Origin of the sequence: Cupriavidus numazuensis (genome assembly GCF_905397435.1) — a bacterium.
Lineage (GTDB): Bacteria > Pseudomonadota > Gammaproteobacteria > Burkholderiales > Burkholderiaceae > Cupriavidus > Cupriavidus numazuensis.
Genome location: NZ_CAJPVI010000006.1, coordinates 1 through 18971, shown reverse-complemented (window position 1 = coordinate 18971; position 18971 = coordinate 1). Strand labels below are relative to the sequence as shown.

The following is an 18971-nucleotide window of genomic DNA, read 5'->3' as shown; positions in this document are numbered from 1 at the left end:
AACTCCAAGAAGTAGTAGGTGCGCCCGCCAGGAGATGTCAGGTGGCAAATGGCCGCAGTGCCGTGTCCGAAAAACTTGCTCTTTGACGCGCCCAGGCCTTCCGTGGCCGGCCGCGATGCCGCCTGCGCCGGTTGCGCCGGCCCCGCATCGCCACCGGCATCCGGGAACGCGCCGGATGCCTGCGACAAGAGCAGCAGCCGGCGTTCTCTCCCGCCACGCGGACGTCCCCCCGGCGTCGTCGCCTTTCTTTCACCCGCGCCCAGCCGGTTGCGTTCCCACGCAATCTGGCGCTTTTCGGCAATTCTCGCGCCTCGCTTCGCTCCCTTGCGTGCTTCATCGATAGCCGCGGACACCGCTTGACGGTGCATCCGCGACACTGGAATGAGGTATTGCGATGAAACGCATGCTGTTCAACGCGACGCAACAGGAGGAGTTGCGCGTCGCCATCGTCGACGGTCAGAAGCTGATCGATATCGACATCGAAACTGCCGGGCGCGAACAGCGCAAGGGCAACATCTACAAGGGTGTCATCACCCGCATCGAACCCTCGCTGGAAGCCTGCTTCGTCAACTACGGCGAAGAACGCCACGGCTTCCTGCCGTTCAAGGAAGTGGCCCGCGCCTTCTTCAAGGAAGGCATCGATGTGCGCAACGCGCGCATCCAGGACGCCCTGCACGAAGGCCAGGAACTGATCGTCCAGGTCGAGAAGGAAGAGCGCGGCAACAAGGGCGCGGCCCTGACCACGTTCATCTCGCTGGCCGGCCGCTACCTGGTGCTGATGCCCAACAACCCGCGCGGCGGCGGCGTGTCGCGCCGTATCGAGGGCGAGGACCGCCAGGAACTGCGCGAAACCATGTCGCAGCTGCAGGTACCGGAGGGCATGAGCATCATCGCCCGTACCGCTGGCATCGGCCGCTCGGCCGAAGAACTGCAGTGGGACCTGAACTACCTGCTGCAACTGTGGAAGGCCATCGACGGCGCCGCCGGCGACAACAAGGCCCCGCTGCTGATCTACCTGGAATCGAGCCTGGTCATCCGCGCCATCCGCGACTACTTCCAGCCGGACATCGGCGAGATCCTGATCGATACCGACGAGATCTACGAACAGGCCCGCGCCTTCATGAGCGTGGTGATGCCTGACAACATGAACCGCGTGAAGAAGTACCGGGACGACGTGCCCCTTTTCTCGCGCTTCCAGATCGAACACCAGATCGAGTCGGCCTACTCGCGCATGGTCATGCTGCCGTCGGGCGGCGCCATCGTGATCGACCACACCGAGGCGCTGGTCTCCGTGGACGTGAACTCGGCCCGCGCCACCAAGGGCGCCGACATCGAGGAAACCGCGCTGCGCACCAACCTCGAGGCCGCCGACGAAATCGCCCGCCAGCTGCGCCTGCGCGACCTGGGCGGCCTGATCGTGATCGACTTCATCGACATGGAGTCGGGCAAGGCCCAGAAGGACGTCGAAACCCGTCTGAAGGACGCGCTGCGCCACGACCGTGCGCGCGTGCAGATGGGCAAGATCAGCCGCTTCGGCCTGATGGAGCTGTCGCGCCAGCGCCTGCGCCCGTCGCTGTCGGAGGGCTCGCACATCACTTGCCCGCGCTGTAACGGCACGGGCCACATCCGCGATACCGAATCGTCCGCCCTGCAGGTGCTGCGCATCATCCAGGAAGAGGCGATGAAGGAAAACACCGCCGCCATCCACTGCCAGGTGCCGGTGGAGGTTGCCGCCTTCCTGCTGAACGAGAAGCGTCAGGAAATCAACCTGATCGAGTTGCGCTTTAAGGTCAACGTGCTGCTGATCCCGAACAAGCACCTGGAAACGCCGCATTACAAGCTCGAGCGCCTGCGCCACGACGATCCGCGCCTGGAAGAAGGCATGGCCAGCTACCGCATGGCCGAAGCCGCCGCCAAGGAGCTGGAGGCGGACACCAGCTACAGCGCCCGCAAGAAGGAAGACGCCAAGCCGCGCCAGGAAGCCGCAGTCAAGGGCATCACCCCGGAACAGCCGGCGCCCGTGTCGGTGCCGCGCCCCGAGCGCGCGCCGCGCCAGGAAGCCGCTCCTGTGGCCCCGCCGGTGCCGGCTACCAAGCCCGTGGAAAGCGGCGGTTTCATCGCCTGGCTGAAGGGCCTGTTCGGCGCACGCCCGGCAGCACCGGTCGTCGTGGAGCCGGCCAAGCCGGTCGCCAGCGAGGCGCGCAGCGCCGATGGCCGTCGTGAACGCGGCCAGCGTGGCGAAGGCCGCGGCCAGGGTCAGCGCGGCGACCGCGCCGAGCGTGGCGAACGTACCGAACGCGGTGAGCGCGGCGAACGTCAGCGCGGCGATCGCGGCCCGCGTGGCGAGCGCGCCGAGCGTCAGGGCGGAGAGCGTGCGGAACAACGCGAACAACGTGAGCCGCGGGAACAGCGCGAGCCGCGTGGTGAGCGCCAGGGCCGCCAGCCGCGCCAGGGTGAACAAGCTACCCCGGCGCTGGCTCGCCAGCCTGAAGCCGCCCAGGGCGAACGTGCCGAAGCGCGCCAGGAAGGCCGGCGCGACCGCAACCAGGAGCGCCGTGAACGTCAGCGTGATCGCCAGCGTGATCGCGGCGACGCACGGGAAGCCGAGGCCGGCGAAGCCGCACCGGCTGAAGCAGTAGCCGCCATCCAGGCTGCCGCGAGCCTGCCGCAGGCCGCCTTCGAAGACACCCAGACCGCCGCCCCGCGCGCCGACCTGCCGGAAGGCGCGGAAGCCGCGACCGAAGGTGGCGAAGGCGAGGAACGCCGCCGCCGCAACCGTCGTGGCCGCAACCGCTATCGCCGCGAGCGCGACGACTCGGTGCAAGGCACGCAGGATGACGAGGAAGCCACGTCCGCCGACGTCGTGTCAGATGCGGTACAAGCCGTCGCCGCAGAAGTCAGCCCCGCACCGGCCCTGGCTGCTCCGGTGGCCGATGTGCGGGAAATGGAACCTGTCGCGCTGGCCGCTGAAAAGCCGGCCCAGGCCGTAGAAGCTGTCGCGGCCCCTGTTGTCACCGTGACTGAAGTCGCTGCCCAACCGGCTGTGACGCAGGCACCGGCTCCGGTGGTTGCCGAGGCCCCGGCTGTCGAAACCGCACCTGCCGTTATCCCGGCAGTGGCCGTGGCCGAGCCGGCACCGGTTCTGCAAGCGGCACCGGTCGAACCGGTCGCACCGGTGGTGCAGCCTGCGGTCGCCGAGCCTGTAGCGGTTGAAGCGGCTGTCGCAGCGCCTGCCGTCCCGGTTGCCGCGCCTGTGGCCACCGTTGCCGCCGCAGCGGCCAGCCCGTCGGCCCTGCCGATGGAAGGCCTGCAGCCGATGCTGGCTACCGCCGGCCTGGAGTGGGTCAGCACGGACAGCGAAAAGCTGCGTGCCGCCCAGGAAGCGGCTGCTCGCATCGTCCCGGCGCCGCGCGTGCCGCGTGAGCGCAAGCCGCTGCCGCCGCTGCCGGAAGGCCCGATGATCCTGGTCGAGACCAGCGGTCGCGAAGTCGAGAAGGCTGAGCAGCACTAAGCACCACATCCGCGTCAGTGGAAAATAAAAGGGGACGGCCAGGCCGTCCCCTTTTTTCATGCATGGGCAATCCCGATGCCGGCAGCCCGCCTCGGCTAGAATGGCACCAGAATGCATCCGGTTCCCCCGAGCCCTGCTCGCCGGAGGCATCGCCCACCCACAGGCCATGACCGACACCGTCATTCCGATCTTCGACCTGCGCGATCATCGCTACCGCTCGATGACGCCCAGCATCCCCGAAACGCTGGTCGAGCCTTCCGGGCTGGTCGCCGATACCCGCGCGCGGCCGCTGCACGACCTGCGCATCTCGGTGACGGACCGCTGCAATTTCCGCTGTGTGTACTGCATGCCGAAGGAAGTCTTCGACAAGGACTACACCTTCCTGCCGCATTCGGAGTTGCTGAGCTTCGAGGAAATCGAGCGCACCGCGCGCCTGTTCGTGAGCCTTGGCGTCGAGAAGATCCGCCTGACCGGCGGCGAACCGCTGTTGCGCAAGAACATCGAGAAGCTCATCGAAATGCTCGCGCGCATCGACACCGTCTCGGGCAAGCCGCTGGACCTGACGCTGACGACCAACGCGTCACTGCTCGCGCGCAAAGCGCAGTCGCTGCGCGATGCCGGCCTGAGCCGCGTGAGCGTGAGCCTCGACGCCATCGACGACGCCACCTTCCGCCGCATGAACGATGTGGACTTTGCCGTGGCCGACGTGCTGCATGGCATCGAGACCGCGCAGGCCGTGGGGCTGGCGCCGATCAAGGTCAACATGGTGGTCAAGCGCGGCACCAACGATGCCGAGATCGTGCCGATGGCCCGCCACTTCCGCGGCAGCGGCATCATCGTGCGCTATATCGAGTTCATGGATGTCGGCGCCAGCAACCACTGGCAGATGGATGAAGTGCTACCGTCCGCCGAGGTGGTGCGCCGCATCGACGAAGTCTTTCCGCTGGAGGCCGTTCAGGCCAACTACGCCGGCGAAACCGCCGAGCGCTGGCGCTTCCGCGACGGCGGCGGCGAGATCGGCGTGATTTCCAGCGTAACGCACGCGTTCTGCGGCGACTGCAGCCGCATCCGGCTGTCGACCGAAGGCCGCCTCTACCTGTGCCTGTTCGCGACCGAGGGCTTTGACCTTCGTTCGCTGCTGCGCGGCGACTACAGCGACCTCCAGGTTGCGAATGCGATCGCCCAGGTCTGGCAGGGCCGCACCGACAATTACTCGGAGCAGCGCAGCAACCCTGCGGTCCGGCAGGCGCGCGCCGAACGCAAGATCGAAATGTCATACATCGGCGGATGACCCGCCGACTTCCATTTTTCCGATGATTGCACGCGACGACATTACCGGCCTGATCCTCGCAGGCGGCAGGGGCAGCCGCATGGGCGGCACGGACAAGGGCCTGCAGCCCTTGCGCGGCACGCCCATGGCCATGCACACGATGATGCGCCTGACGCCGCAGACCGGCGCGCTGATGATCAACGCGAACCGGAACCTGGCGGCCTACGAGTCGTTCGGCGTGCCGGTGGTGACCGATTCGGTGCCGGACTTCGCGGGCCCGCTGGCCGGCATGCTGGCCGGACTGGAGCAATGCCAGACCGGCTGGATGGTCACCGCGCCGTGCGATTCGCCATTCCTGCCGGCAGACCTCGTACCGCGGCTCGCCCAGGCCATCGAAGCCGAAGGCGCGGAGCTGGCCATTCCGGTCACCGTGGACGCGGATGGCCGCCGCCAGCTCCAGCCCGTCTTCTGCCTGATGCCGGTCGGCATGCTGGATGACCTGATCGCCTACCTGAACGGCGGCGGACGCAAGATCGAAACCTGGGCGACATCGCACCGGCTGGCGGAAGTCCTGTTCGATGACGCCGGCGCATTTGCCAATATCAACACCCTCGACGAACTGCGCACGCACGAAGCCGACTGAAGGCCGTTCCCACCATGCCATCCCTGCAATCCGTCATTTCCTGCCTGTCCGACTACGATCCCACCGCCCTGCCCGTGGACCAGGCCAACCGCATCATCGGCGAAGTCGTCGAGCCCGTGCGTGGTGTCGAGCAAGTGCCCATCCGCAGCGCGCTGGACCGCGTGCTGGCCGAGGACATCACCTCGCCGATCGATGTCCCCGCTCACGACAACTCGGCGATGGACGGCTACGCGTTCGCCAGCAGCGCGCTGCAGGCCGCTAATGCAGGTCAAGTGGAGCTCGAAGTCGCCGGTACCTCGTTTGCGGGCGGCGGCGCAAGCAGCCCGCCGGGTGCGGGCCAGGCCGTGCGGATCATGACCGGCGCGGTCATGCCGGATGGCTGCGACACCGTCGTGCCGCAGGAATTCGTCGATGTGTTGGCGGACGGCAGCCGCATCCGCTTTGCCGCGGACACCGTGCGCGCAGGCGACAACCGCCGCCTGCGTGGCGAAGACCTCGCGCGCGGCCAGTCCGCGCTGCCGGCCGGCCGCATCATCCAGCCGGCCGACCTCGGCTTGCTGGCCTCGCTCGGTTTCGCCGAGGTACGCGTGCGCCGTCGTTTGCGCGTGGCGTTTTTCTCGACCGGCGACGAACTGCGCTCGATCGGCGAGCCGCTGGACGCCGGTTGCGTGTATGACTCGAACCGCTACACGCTGCACGGCATGCTGCGGCGCCTGAATGTCGACCTGATCGACATGGGCGTGGTGCGCGACGACCCCGCGGCACTGGAAGCCGCGTTCCGCACGGCCTGCGAGACCGCCGATGCGGTGATCACTTCGGGCGGCGTCTCGGTCGGCGAAGCCGACTACACCAAGCAGATCATGGCCAGCCTCGGTGACGTCACGTTCTGGAAGATTGCGATGCGGCCCGGGCGGCCGATGGCATTCGGGCGGATCGCCTCGGGCGGGCGCGACGCGCTGCTCTTCGGCCTGCCGGGCAACCCGGTCGCCGTCATGGTGACCTTCTACCATTTCGTGCGCGCCGCGCTGCATCGCCAGATGGGCGCCAACGTGCCGCCGCTGCCGCTGATGCGCGTGCGCAGCGCCCAGGCCATCCGCAAGAAGCCCGGCCGCACCGAATATCAGCGCGGCATCCTGGCGCGCGCAGACGGCGGCGAGTGGGAGGTACGCATCACCGGGCAACAGGGCTCCGGCGTGCTGCGCTCGATGAGCGAGGCCAACTGCTTCATCGTGCTGGCCCATGAGCAGGATGCCGTCCGGGCCGGCGACATGGTCGATGTGATGCTGTTCGACGGGCTGGTCTGAAGGACGCACGCCCGCGCCGATCTGTCGTATTTGCGCCGCATATTGATGCCTGCCGCCGAGCCGCGGCAGGTGAAATGCACGCCACCTCTCTGCCGGACTATGCTTGCGTCCGGGCAATCGCTACACTTGCCGCACGATTTTGAAACAATGTCCTCCCCCGTCATGAATCAGGAGATTGCCTACCTCCACCCGGTCAAGACCGCCCGCGCGCTGGTACTCGTCTACCTGTGCTTTTCGGTGCCGATCGTCTCGCTGGGCCTGTTCGTCGCGTTCGTTCGCTACGGCGACCTGCCCGGCATTACCGTGTTCACCGCGCTGATCCTGAACGCACTGATCGGATTCGGGCTGCTGTGGCTCGCCTGCAAGGCCTACAACTGGGTCGCCGCGCGCTTTGGCGGCATCGAAGTTCACGTACGCGAACTCGCTCCCGAAGAAGCGGAGCACTGATCATCCCCAAGAGGCCGGCGCGCATCACGCGCCGCCAGGCCTCAGCCACCTGCGTCTTCCGGCACCTCGGGTACGGCCGTGCCCAGTAACTGCTGCGCTGCCTCGCCAGGCAATGCCTCAACCGTCCGCAGCTTGCGCGCCATCTGGCGCGTGCGAACCTCGGCCTGTTCGATATTGCGTGCCGCGCGTTCGAGCGTATCGCGGGTCTTGGCCAGCACGTCCCCGAATTTCCCGAATTCCGTCTTCACGGCGCCCAGCACTTCCCACACCTCGCTCGAACGCCGTTCCAGCGCGAGCGTGCGGAAGCCCATCTGCAGGCTGTTGAGCAAGGCCGTCAGCGTCGTCGGCCCCGCCACCGTCACGCGGTAGTCGCGCTGCATGACGTCCGTCAGCCCAGGCCGGCGCAACACCTCGGCATACAGGCCCTCGGTCGGCAGGAACAGGATGGCGAAGTCGGTCGTGGCGGGCGGCGACAGGTACTTCTCCGCGATGGTCTGTGCCTCGCGCCGCAGTGCCACTTCGAGTTCGCGGCCATAGGCGGCCACACCATCAACATCCCCGCGCTCCTGGGCATCGAGCAGCCGCTCGTACTGCTCCTTGGGAAACTTGGCGTCGATCGGCAGCCAGACCACGCCCTGTGCCGGATCCTTGCCCGGCAGGCGGATGGCAAATTCCACGCGTGCGCCCGAATTGCGCACGGTTTCCACGTTCTTGCCGTACTGATCCGGCGTCAGCATCTGCTCGAGCAGCATTTCGAGCTGCACCTCGCCCCACGTGCCGCGCGACTTCACGTTAGTGAGCACCTTCTTCAGGTCGCCCACGCCCTGCGCCAGCATCTGCATCTCGCCAAGACCGCGATGCACCTGTTCGAGCCGCTCGGAAACCAGCTTGAACGATTCGCCGAGCCGTTGCTCGAGCGTCGCGTGCAGTTTCTCGTCGACGGTGCGGCGCATCTCGTCCAGCTTGGCGGCGTTGTTCGCCTCGATATCGCGCAGTTTCTGCTCGAGCGTGGCGCGCACTTCCGCCAGCCGGCGTTCGTTGGCTTCCGACATCTGCGCAAGCTGCTGCTGCAGGCCGTCGCCAAAGCGGCGCAGCGACACCGCCTGCTCGTCACGCGCCTGCTGCCCCTGCAGCAGCAGGTTCTGCCTGACGTGTTCGAGCTGCTGCGTGTTCGATTCCGTCAGCTTGGCGAGCTGCTGGGCAAAGGTGTCGATCTGGTTGTTCTGCAGCGTTGCGATACTGGTCAGTTGCGACGACAGCGTCTGCTGGAAGCGCAGCATCTGCCGGGCCGATTCCGAACGGCCGCCGCGCGCGGCCTCGGCCACGTCGTTGCGCAATTCGCGTTCGAGCCGTTCCATGCCGCGCTGGCTGTCGGCTCGGTTGTCGGCAAGCTCGCGCAGCACCTCGTCGGCTGTGGTTGGCGTCGCCTGCTGGCGCAGCAGCAGAACGACAAGCAGGGCGAGCGCTAGCAGCGCTACGCCCAGCGTCAGCAAGGGAATCCAGGTCATGAGCAAGACTTCAGCGGCGATGCCCCATCACTGCAGGATCAATCACCGAAGGCGGATGGCCGGCATTGGGACCGGCGTCGAGCGCGGCGATCAGGTTGTCCGCCGCCAGCATCGCCATGGCGCGACGCGTCTTTTCCGATGCGCTCGCGATGTGCGGTGTCAGCACCACGTTCGACACGGTCAGCAGGTCCGGATGGACATCGGGCTCGCCTTCGAACACGTCGAGGCCCGCGGCAAAGATGCGGCGCGTCTTGAGCGCCTGTGCCAGCGCCTCGTCATCGACAATACCGCCGCGCGCAAGATTGACCAGCGTGGCCGTCGGCTTCATCTGGGCCAGTTCGGTGGCGCCGATGGCATGGTGGCTTTCGGGCCCGTATGGCAGCACCAGCACCAGGTGATCGGACTGCTGCAGCAATTCGGCCTTGCTCACATAGCGCGCATTGAGCGCGCGCTCGGTCGCCTCGGGCAACGGGCTACGGTTGTGGTACAGCACGGTCATGCCAAACCCGGCCGCGCGGCGTGCGAGCGCCTGGCCGATCCGCCCCATGCCGAGGATGCCCAGCGTGCTGCCGTACACGTCCATGCCGACCAGCATGTCGTAGCTCCACCGCTGCCACCTGCCATCGCGCAGGTAGTGCTCGGACTCGGTCACGCGGCGCGCGGTGGCCATCAGCAGCGCCCAGCCGAAGTCGGCCGTGGTCTCCGTCAGCACATCGGGCGTATTGGTGGCGACAATGCCCGCCGCTGTCAGCGCGGGGATGTCGAGGTTGTTGTAGCCGACCGCCATATTGCAAACGGCACGCAGGTCGGGCAGCGCGGCGACCACGCCGCCATCGATGCGGTCGCCGGCGTTGGTCAGCACGCCAGCCTTGCCGGCCAGGCGCGCCTTGAGCGCGGCGGCATCGAGCACGGCGTCCTGCTGGTTGTGGTCGACCTCGAAGTATTGCGCGAGATGGTCGATGACATCGGGAAAAATGGCACGGGTGACAAGAATGGACGGCTTCATGGCATCACACATGGAAAAAGAGGAACGTCATCACCAGGAACAGCGGCAACAGGATGGAGCCAGACCATAGCATGTAGCCGAAGAAACTGGGCATGCGCAGGCCGCGGTTTTCTGCGATGGCCTTCACCATCAGGTTCGGCGCATTGCCGATATAGGTATTGGCGCCCATGAACACCGCGCCGGCCGAGATCGCGGCAAGTGTCGACGCATCGCGTGTCATCAGCGTGGCAGCGTCTCCGCCTGCGGTATTGAAGAACACGAGGTAGGTCGGCGCATTGTCCAGAAATGAAGAAAGTATGCCGGTTGCCCAGAAGTACATGCTGTCGACGGGCTGCCCGTTGGCATCGCTCACGGCGCGCACCACAACGGCGAACGCACCATCGGTACCCGCCTTGAGCATGGCGATAACCGGGATGATTGTCAGGAAGATGCCAGCAAACAGCTTGCCGACCTCCAGGATCGGTTCCCAGCTGAACTCGTTGCCGCTGCGCGCGGTGTGCGGCGTCACCAGCAGCGAGACGATCGCCACCGCCACCAGCAGTACGTCGCGCACCGCCGCCTGCAACGGCACTTCGGTGCCGAGCACATCGAACGAGATGCCAGGCTTCCACAGGCCGCTCATCAGCACCAGCCCTACCACCGCGAGCAACAGCACGAAGTTGATCTTGCCTTCAATGCGGATGCCGCGCGTGTCCGGCGTCGGATCGTTGCGCTCGGGCAGCGCTTCTTCCTTGTTGACGTAGTAGTGGCGATCCAGCAGGTAGAAGATCGCGAGCAGCGCGGCGCAGATGAACAGTGTCTCCGGCAGGATGTTGCGCATGGTCCAGAAGAAATCCACGCCCTGCAGGAAACCCAGGAACAGCGGCGGGTCGCCAAGCGGTGTCAGCGAACCGCCGGCATTGGCCACGAGGAAGATGAAGAACACGACCACGTGGGCCACATGGCGGCGATTGTCGTTGGCGCGCAGCAGCGGACGGATCAGCAGCATCGCTGCGCCCGTTGTGCCCATAAAGCTGGCCAGCAGCGTGCCCAGCGCCAGGATGCCGGTATTGAGCCGCGGCGTTCCGTGCAGGTTGCCGCGCACGCAGATGCCGCCGGCGACGATATACAGCGCGGCGATCAGCGCGATGAACGGGATGTACTCGCCGAGCAGCGCATGCACCGCACCGGCCAGTGCTGCATGCACGCCGAACACGGCGGCAAACGGCAGCAGGAACAGCAGGCCCCAGCCCGCCGCGATCTTGCCGTAGTGGTGGTGCCAGAACCGCGGCGCCAGCAGCGGGGCCAGCGCGATCGACAGCAGCACGCCCGCGAACGGCAAGCCCCACCATGCGGACAGGGTCGCGCCATCGACGTCGGCGGCGTGGGACAGCGAAGGAACGATGGCCAGCATTGCCGGCAGCGGCAACAGCATGCGGGCGCGTTGCATCAGATGGGCTCTCCTTTTGACAGTGCGCGTGGCTGAATGCCCGGCGTTGCCGCAGCGGAGTTCCCTCTGCGGCAATGCCGGCGCCTCGCGCGTGAACATGCCAGTGTAAATCAGGCGCCACTGCGTCCCGCGCGGCGCCAGCCGGACAGGCGCGGCGAGATCAGGCCTGGTCGACCAGGATCACGTGGACGCGGTACGGCCCGTGGGCACCGAGCACGATGGTCTGCTCGATGTCGCCGGTGCGCGACGGACCGCTGATGATATTGGTCGCGCGCGGCAGCTCGCCGCGTTCGCTGCGTACCAGTGCAAAGGCGTCTTCGAGACTGTCGACGATGCGCGATACGGGCACCACGGCGATATGCGTTTCGGGCAGCAACGCCGCCGAGGCAAACGTTTCGGGCCCAGACAGCAGCATCAGCGAACCGGTCTCGGCAATGGCGCAGAAGCAGCCGGTAATGCCGACCAGGTCGCCATGGTCGTGATCGGCCTGCGGATCGCGCACCGGAGGCCGGCATTCGACGGTCATGCCGCTTTGCTGCCATGGCAGCGCGCCGAACGCATCCCACGCCACGGCGCGATGCGCGAGGTTCAGGCTGTCGAGGTAGCGCACCGTTGCGGCCGGCACGTCGGCGAGCGTGGCAACGCGATCGACGGTGGAAGCCATGCGCTGCGCCCAATCCATGAACGCTTCAGTGCGGTCCGGCCGAGGCGTCGGGCGCGGCCCCTGCGGATGGCGCGCCAGATAGTCGGCCACGGCCTCGCGTTCGCCGCTGGTCACCTTGGGCGAACGCCCCTGCGCAGCGCGGATACGGGCAAAGATGCGATCACGGGCGTTGTTGGTTTCCATATGGCCTGGACAAGTTCAGAAATGCGGTGCGATGCACGCCATTATAGAGACGCGCTCTACCGCGCCCGTCTCGCCGAGCCGATGAAAATTGCTACGTGGACGCCTTAACGTCAAACACCTGACGCAGGTACGCCAGGTACCCGGCATCGTCGCACATGGTCTTTTCCGGGGTATCCGACAGCTTGGCCACCGGCTGCCCGTTGCAGCGGACCATCTTGATCACGATCTGCAGCGGCGTGTAGCCGAGGTCGTTGGTCAGGTTGGTGCCGACGCCGAATGCCAGCTTGCAGCGGCCATGGAACCGCTCGTACAGCTCGATCACGCGCGGGATATCGAGGCTGTCGCTGAAGATCAGCGTCTTGCCAAGCGGATCGACACGGTTGGCCGCGTAGTGCGCGAGCATCTTCTCGCCCCACAGGAGCGGGTCACCCGAATCATGTCGCACGCCGTCGAACAGCTTGCAAAAAAACAGGTCGAAGTCGCGCAGGAACGCGTCGAAGCCGTAGGTGTCCGACAGCGCGATGCCCAGGTCGCCCCGGTATTCGCGCGCCCAGTTCTCCAGCGCGAAGACCTGTGAATCGCGCAAGCGCGGACCCAGTGCCTGGCACGCCTGCAGGTACTCATGGGCCATGGTGCCCAGCGGCACCATATTGTGCCGGTATGCAAAAAGCACGTTGCTGGTGCCAGCCAGTTGCGGCCCCAGTGTCTTGCGTGTCGCCAGCAGGATTTCCTCCTGCCAGTCGCGCGAGAAGCGCCGACGCGTGCCATAGTCGGCAATCACGCAGTCGCGGTACTTCGGCGCCCGCAGCAGCGTCAGCTTCTGTTCCAGCCGGCGGCGGCCCTCGGCATAGTCCGACTGCGGCTGGGTGGCCCGGAAATAGACCTCGTTGACGATGGCCAGCAACGGCACCTCGAACAGGATCGTGTGCAGCCACGGGCCGCGAATCGCGATCTCGATTTCGCCGTTGCCTTGCGGCGCCGGCTCGATCGACACGTATTTCTCGTTCAGGTGGAACAGCGCGAGGAAATCGACGAAATCGCTCTTGATGAAGCGCATGCCACGCAGGTAGGCGAGTTCGTCTTCCGAGAAGCGAAGGCTGCACAGCTGCGCCACTTCCGCGCGGATCTCGTCGACATACGGGGTCAGGTCAACATCCGCGTTCCGGCACTTGAAGCGGTACTCGACCTGCGCCTGCGGGAAATGATGCAGCACCACCTGCATCATCGTGAACTTGTACAGGTCGGTGTCGAGCAGGGATTGGATGATCATAACGGGCCAGACGGCGATGCCGGTTCAGGCACACATGCTAACCGAAGTCCGCCCTCACGGGCGGCGTGCGCCTGGAGGGCCGTTCAGCCGCCATCGAGAAAAGGTTGCGGACGCCGCAAGGCCGGCACGCCCTGTACGCACCACAACGGGCGGCCGTCGTTCGCGCGGCAGGACACCAGCGTCGCCGCCGCACGCGGCACCTGCACCGGTAACGGATCGGCAAAGGCGCCGTTCTCCGCCATGATGCGCTCGGAGTAAACCTGGCGTCCCAAGCGCTGGAAAGTCAGCACCTGTACCATCTGGCCCGCTTCGGGCTGCAGCTCGGGGCCACACGGCAGCAGCCCGGCGCGGCCGCAACTGGCCATGGCATCTCCTGCGGGAGCCCGTGTGACGCTGAAGCTCTCCCAATCGAAGCTCGTCAGTGCCGCCAGCGTCACCGGCTGATCCGAGCGCGTGCGCCAGGCCACCAGGCGCGATACCACGCTATCGGCCATGGCCGGCTCGGACAACGTCTGCGCATTCGCGACGGACGGCACCACGGCTCCCAGCATAGGGAGCCCGAATAACCCATACAGGGCCCGGCGAAGCGCCCACTTCCTTAACCCCCACGAACCAAAGCGCTGCTGGCAAGGCATGTGAGCTTCTCCTGGTGGTCACGACGGCGGACGTGCCGGTGCAAAGTGCGTCCGGCACCATGGCATCGTGCCACCGCTGCGCCGCCTGGCACAGACCTGTTCGCAATCAAATATACATAAAGAAATAAGAAAACTATCTGATCCAGCTATATAGACCCGCTATTCTTGCCAGAAGGCTCGGATACAATATCGGCTTCTGAAAGGCCACGGCACTCGCTCGTCCCGTGCAGCCCGCCATTGGCGGACATGCAAGGGCTTGCGCTGGCATATAAGCGGCCGAAACCAGTTTCCCATCAAAAGCCGACCCGTTTTCCTGGAACCGAAATGACTCACGTTGTCACCGAATCCTGCATCCGTTGCCGCTACACAGACTGCGTTGACGTATGTCCGGTGGATTGTTTCCGTGAAGGCCCGAATTTCCTGGCCATTGACCCGGATGAGTGTATCGACTGCGCCGTGTGCGTGGCCGAATGCCCGGTGAACGCCATTTACGCCGAGGAAGACGTTCCGGGCGACCAGCAGCAGTTCATTGACCTGAACGCCGAGCTGGCGCGCAATTGGCCGTCCATCACCAAGACCAAGGCCCCGCTGGCCGAGGCCGAAGAGTGGAAGGACACGACCGACAAGCTGCAATACCTGCAGCGCTGAGCTGACTAGAAAGCCGTCCCCACGCGCTTTCCGCAATGCCGGGCACGCGGTGCCCACAACGTATCAGGACGATTATGGACTTGAGCATTCCCAATCCCGTTGCCGACACGACGAAGGCCGCTGACGCCAGTACCGCTGGCGGCCAGCCGCTGGAAATCGATGCGTTGATCGTCGGTGCCGGCCCGGTCGGGCTGTTCCAGGTGTTCGAACTGGGCCTGCTCGAAATCAAGGCGCACGTCATCGACTCCCTCAAGGTGGTCGGCGGCCAGTGCGTCGAGCTGTATCCGGACAAGCCCATCTACGATATCCCGGCCGTGCCGAGCTGCACCGGTCAGGAACTGACCGACAACCTGCTCAAGCAGATCGAGCCGTTCGGCCCGACCTTCCACCTGGGCCAGGAAGTCGCCGTGGTCGAGCGCCGTGACGACGGCCGCTTCTTCGTCGAGACCTCGCTCGGAACCCGCTTCATCACCAAGACCATCTTCATTGCCGCTGGCGTGGGCTCGTTCCAGCCGCGCACGCTGAAGGTCGACGGCATCGACAAGTTCGACGGCAAACAGCTGTTCTACCGCGTCAAGGATCCGAGCCGCTTCCACGGCCGCAACCTGGTGATCGTCGGTGGCGGCGATTCCGCGCTGGACTGGACGCTGGACCTGGTCGGCAAGGCCGAGTCGGTGGTGATGATCCACCGCCGCGATGGCTTCCGCGCCGCACCGGCATCGGTCGCCAAGATGAAGGAACTGTGCGAACAGATGGAAATGCAGTTCCTGGTCGGCCAGATCGGCGGCTATGAAGAGAAGGACGGCGTGCTCAACGAGATCAAGGTGACCGGCGCCGACGGCGTGACCCGCCGCCTGCCGGTGGACGACGTGCTGGTGTTCTTCGGCCTGTCGCCGAAGCTCGGCCCGATCGCCGAGTGGGGCCTGGACCTGGAACGCAAGCAGATCAAGGTCGACACCGAGAAGTTCCAGACCAATATCCCGGGCATTTTTGCCGTGGGTGACATCAACACCTACCCCGGTAAGAAGAAGCTGATCCTGTCGGGCTTCCACGAGGCCGCGTTGGCTGCGTTTGGTGCTGCACCGTATATCTTCCCTGAAAAGAAGATCCACATGCAGTACACCACCACCTCGCCGAAGCTGCACAAGGTGCTCGGTGTGGAATCGCCCGTGTTCGACTGATCACGGCGCGGCCCGCCGCGATCGAAGAAAAAGGCCGCCGCAATGGCGGCTTTTTCTTTTGGCTGTACGTCCGGCGCGCCGCTATAATGCGGCCTCGCTGTCGGATGCGACGCAGTGGAGGGTCGGACAAGACTCCCTGCACAGCGCCCGCAGCAGCCAGTCATCTCGCCAGTACAAACCGGCGGCAACAAAAAGATGCCGAAGGGTATTGACGAGAGAATGAGAAACTGGCTATAATTTCTTTCTCTGCTGTTCCCCGATAGCTCAGTCGGTAGAGCGCCGGACTGTTAATCCGTAGGTCCCTGGTTCGAGCCCAGGTCGGGGAGCCATCCGATACAAGACGAAGGCCGATGCGAAAGCATCGGCCTTTTTCTTTTTGTCGCTTCGTGCTTGCTGCCCGTCCTTCAAGACGCGCTCGCCTCGCACCCGTCTTCCGCAACGCTAACTGGCAGCAGCGCCATCGCCGACTCCAGTCGCTGCCAAAGCACCTTGCTGGCTGGTTCCAAAGGCAGACGCACATCGGGGGCGATCCACCCCTCCATCGCCAGAGCCGCCTTCACGGGCGCCGGATTCGGCTCCGCGAACATCAGCGACACCAATGGTTCAAGCTGGCTGAACAGCGCGCCCGCCGCGAGACGCCGCCCTGTTTCGGCAAGGTGCAGCAGCCGGACAAACAGATCGGGCCGGATATGGGCCGACGCAGGCACCGCACCCGCGCCGCCTGCCAGCAGATGGTCCAGCATGCGCGCATCTTCGCCGCAAAACACCGGGAACGACTGTCGGCCTGCGATTTCGCGCAGATTGACGGCATCGCACTCCTTCACTGCCACAATGCGTGGATGCGCCAGCAGCGACTGAGTGAGCGACAGCGACATGGCGCAACCCGTCCGCTTCGGCACGTTGTACAGCATCAGTGGCCGCTGCGTCGCCTTCAGGACCTCGGCGAAGTGCCATGTGATGCCCGCATCCGACGGACGCAGGTAGTACGGTGGCGGAACCAGATAGCCCGCAAGGTCTAGGTGGTCAAGCTCGCGCACCTGTTCGCACACCGCGCGCGTATCGACGCCACCCACGCCGGCCATCACGGGCACGGCGCCATTCACCGCCTCCAGCACCGTCGCGGCCAGCGCGAGCCGTTCCAGCGGCGAAAGCAGGCCGCCCTCCCCCGTAGTACCCAAGATGATGAGACCGTCCACGCCTGCGCGCACATAGCGCTCCGCGAGCCGCGCCGCCGCGGGCAGGTCCAGAGCGGTACCGCGCATCGGCGTCACCATCGGCAACCACATACCCCACGGCGGCGCATGCCTTCCCGCGAACGGACGCAGGCAGGCATCGATCGCCGCAGCCGCGAAGCCGCTCTCTTCAGTGCGCCACATGATCGGCACCCAGTTCCGTCGCAAACCCGAACTCCGCGGCCGGCAGCGCATGCATGATGGCATCCATGGCGTGCTCGCGATGCGCGCGCGAGACTTCCACTTGCACTGTCGTCTCGTGATGGCGGTGATCGACCCTCACGATATAGATGCGCGCGAGCTGGCCGATGGCACGCTGCAGCGCCTGACGGATCGTGAAGACTTCCGTGGATGCCACCGCGAGCCGGAAGCGAATCCAGACGGGCGTAGCTTTTGCATGCGCGCTACGGGTCTGCAGGGCTCGACGTCGGGGAGTGGCATCGGCAGCAAGGTTCGACTGGGGCATGTACGTTGGCCCGCGTTCGCGAGCCGGCTGTTGAACATGGATCCATGCTAGGCCTGACGGCCTAAATTTGATGCAGCAATACCTCGGCCGCGTATCAAATTCCCATCAAGACGGACTGCTTCAGAACGTCTTGCTGATCGACGCCCATGCCGTCGCCTTGCCCATGTAGCGGCCCTTGGCGTTGGTATAGACCGTCTTGTCGGCATTGGTATCGATGTATGCCACCGACACTGAGAAGCCCTTGCCCAGGTCCTTGGTCAGGCCGAGCTTCCAGTCCGCGTACGACGCATCGGTGAACTGCACCTTCTGATAGCCCACGTGCGCATTCAGCGTCAGGCCCCACACATTGAGCGGCACGTTCGCCGACAGATCGGCATACCAGCTGTGCTTGCTGTCGGCAAACCCGAAGAGGTTCGTCGGCGCGTAGGAGTATTTCAGGAACACCGGGCCATAGCCGATGCCTGCGTACAGTTCGGTGGTATAGGGCCGCACATAGCCGGCCGGATAGTCGCCAGGATAGTAGTACTGCAGCACGCCGACGTCATAGTTCCAGTCGCCGCCGCCAAACGTGTTCTTGAAACCGCCATAGAAGTCCATCTCGATCGGCGCCGAGACATCGGGATTGCTGTCGCCGAGCCAGCTGATGTTCGAGTTCCAATTGCCGAGATAGAAGCCGGATTCGTGGCTGACATCGAAGCCACCCTGGATGGCCGGACGGCGATTGGTCTGCATCAGGCCGCGATAGCGGTACTCGGTGGCCAGCGCGACATTCGCGGTGACCGTCCATGCGGATGCCGGTTCGGCGGCCGGCTCAGGTGCGAACTGTGCGAGAACAGTGGTGGTGCTGAAGAAGCCAACCGAAGAGATCGCGGCCGTCATCCAGGCGGCCGGTTTGCGCAATGCTGTCATTGTTATCGAGGCAGAGTTGATAAGCTGCCCGCGGAGCACCGCGGGACAGCCTGCCACGATAAGGACCGGCACCTAAAATCGGTATCAAGAAACTTGCGGTGGGTGAAGGGATTGCAATAAAGAAGGGGTTTTGCCGAATTGAGGGGGTGTCGGGATTGGTATGTCGATGTTTTGCTGGCGTTGCCCGCAAGGGTTTGGGGGTTGGGATTGGGGTGTCGTTCTTGGCAGGCGCCGCTGTTTCGCCGGCGTAGCCGGCGACCTACTCTTTTGTCCGAGCGACAAAAGAGTAGGCAGAAAAGCGCGTCGTTGCCGCTGGCCATCAATTCCACGGTGGCAGTCGTTCAAACGGCTTTGGACGCCTGCGATGGTGGTCGGCCGTTCCAACCTGCTACGCAATGTGAGTCAGAACCTGTGCCTCGCGCGGCACGGCTTTTGGACGATCCCCAAGACGAACTCGGGTACAGCGTTTCAACCAGGTCAGTGGTGGGACGCCTTCGGCTGCGCTGCGCGCGCGTCGTCGTCTGGGGGCAAACTCATCAACGTCGCTGACGTCCGAGGTTCGTTTTTTTGCTCTACGCGCATGCATGCGCGGGCGTCTTCACCGAGGCGTGGTTTGCCCTGGGCCCACGCGCTCAGACTTGAGCTCTGCGCGTAGCGCAGCCGAA

The 18971-nt window shown here is 65.2% G+C and carries 16 protein-coding genes and 1 tRNA gene; 8 read left to right on the top strand and 9 right to left on the bottom strand.

Annotated elements, in window-relative coordinates; genetic code table 11:
* The first annotated feature begins 394 nt into the window (after positions 1-394).
* The 5 genes from KHO41_RS06625 to KHO41_RS06605 all read left to right on the top strand — a co-directional run bounded on the left by KHO41_RS06625 (position 395) and on the right by KHO41_RS06605 (position 7175).
* Complete coding sequence (locus KHO41_RS06625) at positions 395-3511, top strand: Rne/Rng family ribonuclease (protein WP_211952509.1); 3117 nt, start codon at positions 395-397, stop codon at positions 3509-3511.
* Positions 3512-3677: 166 nt separating this feature from the next.
* The gene (gene moaA, locus KHO41_RS06620) at positions 3678-4802 is read left to right on the top strand and encodes a GTP 3',8-cyclase MoaA (protein ID WP_211952508.1); all 1125 of its coding nucleotides are present in this window, start codon (positions 3678-3680) and stop codon (positions 4800-4802) included.
* Positions 4803-4824: 22 nt separating this feature from the next.
* Complete coding sequence (gene mobA, locus KHO41_RS06615; RefSeq protein WP_211952507.1) at positions 4825-5424, top strand: molybdenum cofactor guanylyltransferase MobA; 600 nt, start codon at positions 4825-4827, stop codon at positions 5422-5424.
* 14 nt (positions 5425-5438) lie between these two features.
* On the top strand, positions 5439-6728 hold the full coding sequence (moeA, locus tag KHO41_RS06610) for a molybdopterin molybdotransferase MoeA (protein WP_211952506.1): 1290 nt from the start codon (positions 5439-5441) through the stop codon (positions 6726-6728).
* A 162-nt stretch (positions 6729-6890) separates the two neighbouring features.
* Positions 6891-7175, top strand: coding sequence for a hypothetical protein (locus KHO41_RS06605; RefSeq protein ID WP_211952647.1), 285 nt, complete (start codon positions 6891-6893; stop codon positions 7173-7175).
* A gap of 41 nt (positions 7176-7216) precedes the next feature.
* Here the strand turns inward: KHO41_RS06605 and rmuC are convergent, their stop codons facing one another.
* The 6 genes from rmuC to KHO41_RS06575 all read right to left on the bottom strand — a co-directional run bounded on the left by rmuC (position 7217) and on the right by KHO41_RS06575 (position 13771).
* The gene (gene rmuC / locus KHO41_RS06600; protein WP_211952505.1) at positions 7217-8683 is read right to left on the bottom strand and encodes a DNA recombination protein RmuC; all 1467 of its coding nucleotides are present in this window, start codon (positions 8681-8683) and stop codon (positions 7217-7219) included.
* A gap of 10 nt (positions 8684-8693) precedes the next feature.
* On the bottom strand, positions 8694-9689 hold the full coding sequence (locus KHO41_RS06595; protein WP_211952504.1) for a 2-hydroxyacid dehydrogenase: 996 nt from the start codon (positions 9687-9689) through the stop codon (positions 8694-8696).
* Between the two features lie 4 nt (positions 9690-9693).
* The gene (locus KHO41_RS06590; RefSeq protein WP_211952503.1) at positions 9694-11118 is read right to left on the bottom strand and encodes a sodium:proton antiporter; all 1425 of its coding nucleotides are present in this window, start codon (positions 11116-11118) and stop codon (positions 9694-9696) included.
* Positions 11119-11278: 160 nt separating this feature from the next.
* On the bottom strand, positions 11279-11965 hold the full coding sequence (locus KHO41_RS06585; RefSeq protein WP_211952502.1) for a LutC/YkgG family protein: 687 nt from the start codon (positions 11963-11965) through the stop codon (positions 11279-11281).
* A 91-nt stretch (positions 11966-12056) separates the two neighbouring features.
* Complete coding sequence (gene pncB / locus KHO41_RS06580) at positions 12057-13235, bottom strand: nicotinate phosphoribosyltransferase (RefSeq protein ID WP_211952501.1); 1179 nt, start codon at positions 13233-13235, stop codon at positions 12057-12059.
* A gap of 83 nt (positions 13236-13318) precedes the next feature.
* On the bottom strand, positions 13319-13771 hold the full coding sequence (locus KHO41_RS06575; protein ID WP_376989390.1) for a hypothetical protein: 453 nt from the start codon (positions 13769-13771) through the stop codon (positions 13319-13321).
* A 423-nt stretch (positions 13772-14194) separates the two neighbouring features.
* Here KHO41_RS06575 and fdxA point away from each other — a divergent pair, with 423 nt between their 5' ends.
* The 3 genes from fdxA to KHO41_RS06560 all read left to right on the top strand — a co-directional run bounded on the left by fdxA (position 14195) and on the right by KHO41_RS06560 (position 16028).
* On the top strand, positions 14195-14518 hold the full coding sequence (gene fdxA / locus KHO41_RS06570) for a ferredoxin FdxA (RefSeq protein ID WP_211952499.1): 324 nt from the start codon (positions 14195-14197) through the stop codon (positions 14516-14518).
* Positions 14519-14592: 74 nt separating this feature from the next.
* On the top strand, positions 14593-15699 hold the full coding sequence (locus KHO41_RS06565) for an NAD(P)/FAD-dependent oxidoreductase (RefSeq protein ID WP_211952498.1): 1107 nt from the start codon (positions 14593-14595) through the stop codon (positions 15697-15699).
* Positions 15700-15952: 253 nt separating this feature from the next.
* Positions 15953-16028, top strand: a tRNA-Asn gene (locus KHO41_RS06560).
* Positions 16029-16103: 75 nt separating this feature from the next.
* On the opposite strand, the gene dapA is transcribed toward KHO41_RS06560, so the two are convergent.
* From dapA to KHO41_RS06545, 3 genes are all read right to left on the bottom strand, one after another.
* A complete protein-coding gene (dapA, locus tag KHO41_RS06555; protein WP_211952497.1) occupies positions 16104-17075 on the bottom strand; it encodes a 4-hydroxy-tetrahydrodipicolinate synthase in 972 nt (323 codons plus the stop codon).
* Positions 17062-17397, bottom strand: coding sequence for a hypothetical protein (locus tag KHO41_RS06550; protein ID WP_211952496.1), 336 nt, complete (start codon positions 17395-17397; stop codon positions 17062-17064). The genes dapA and KHO41_RS06550 overlap by 14 nt, the downstream gene beginning before the upstream one ends.
* Positions 17398-17517: 120 nt before the next feature.
* Positions 17518-18276 (bottom strand): TorF family putative porin, encoded by a 759-nt coding sequence (locus KHO41_RS06545; protein WP_376989396.1) that lies wholly within the window; start codon positions 18274-18276, stop codon positions 17518-17520.
* Positions 18277-18971: the final 695 nt, after the last annotated feature.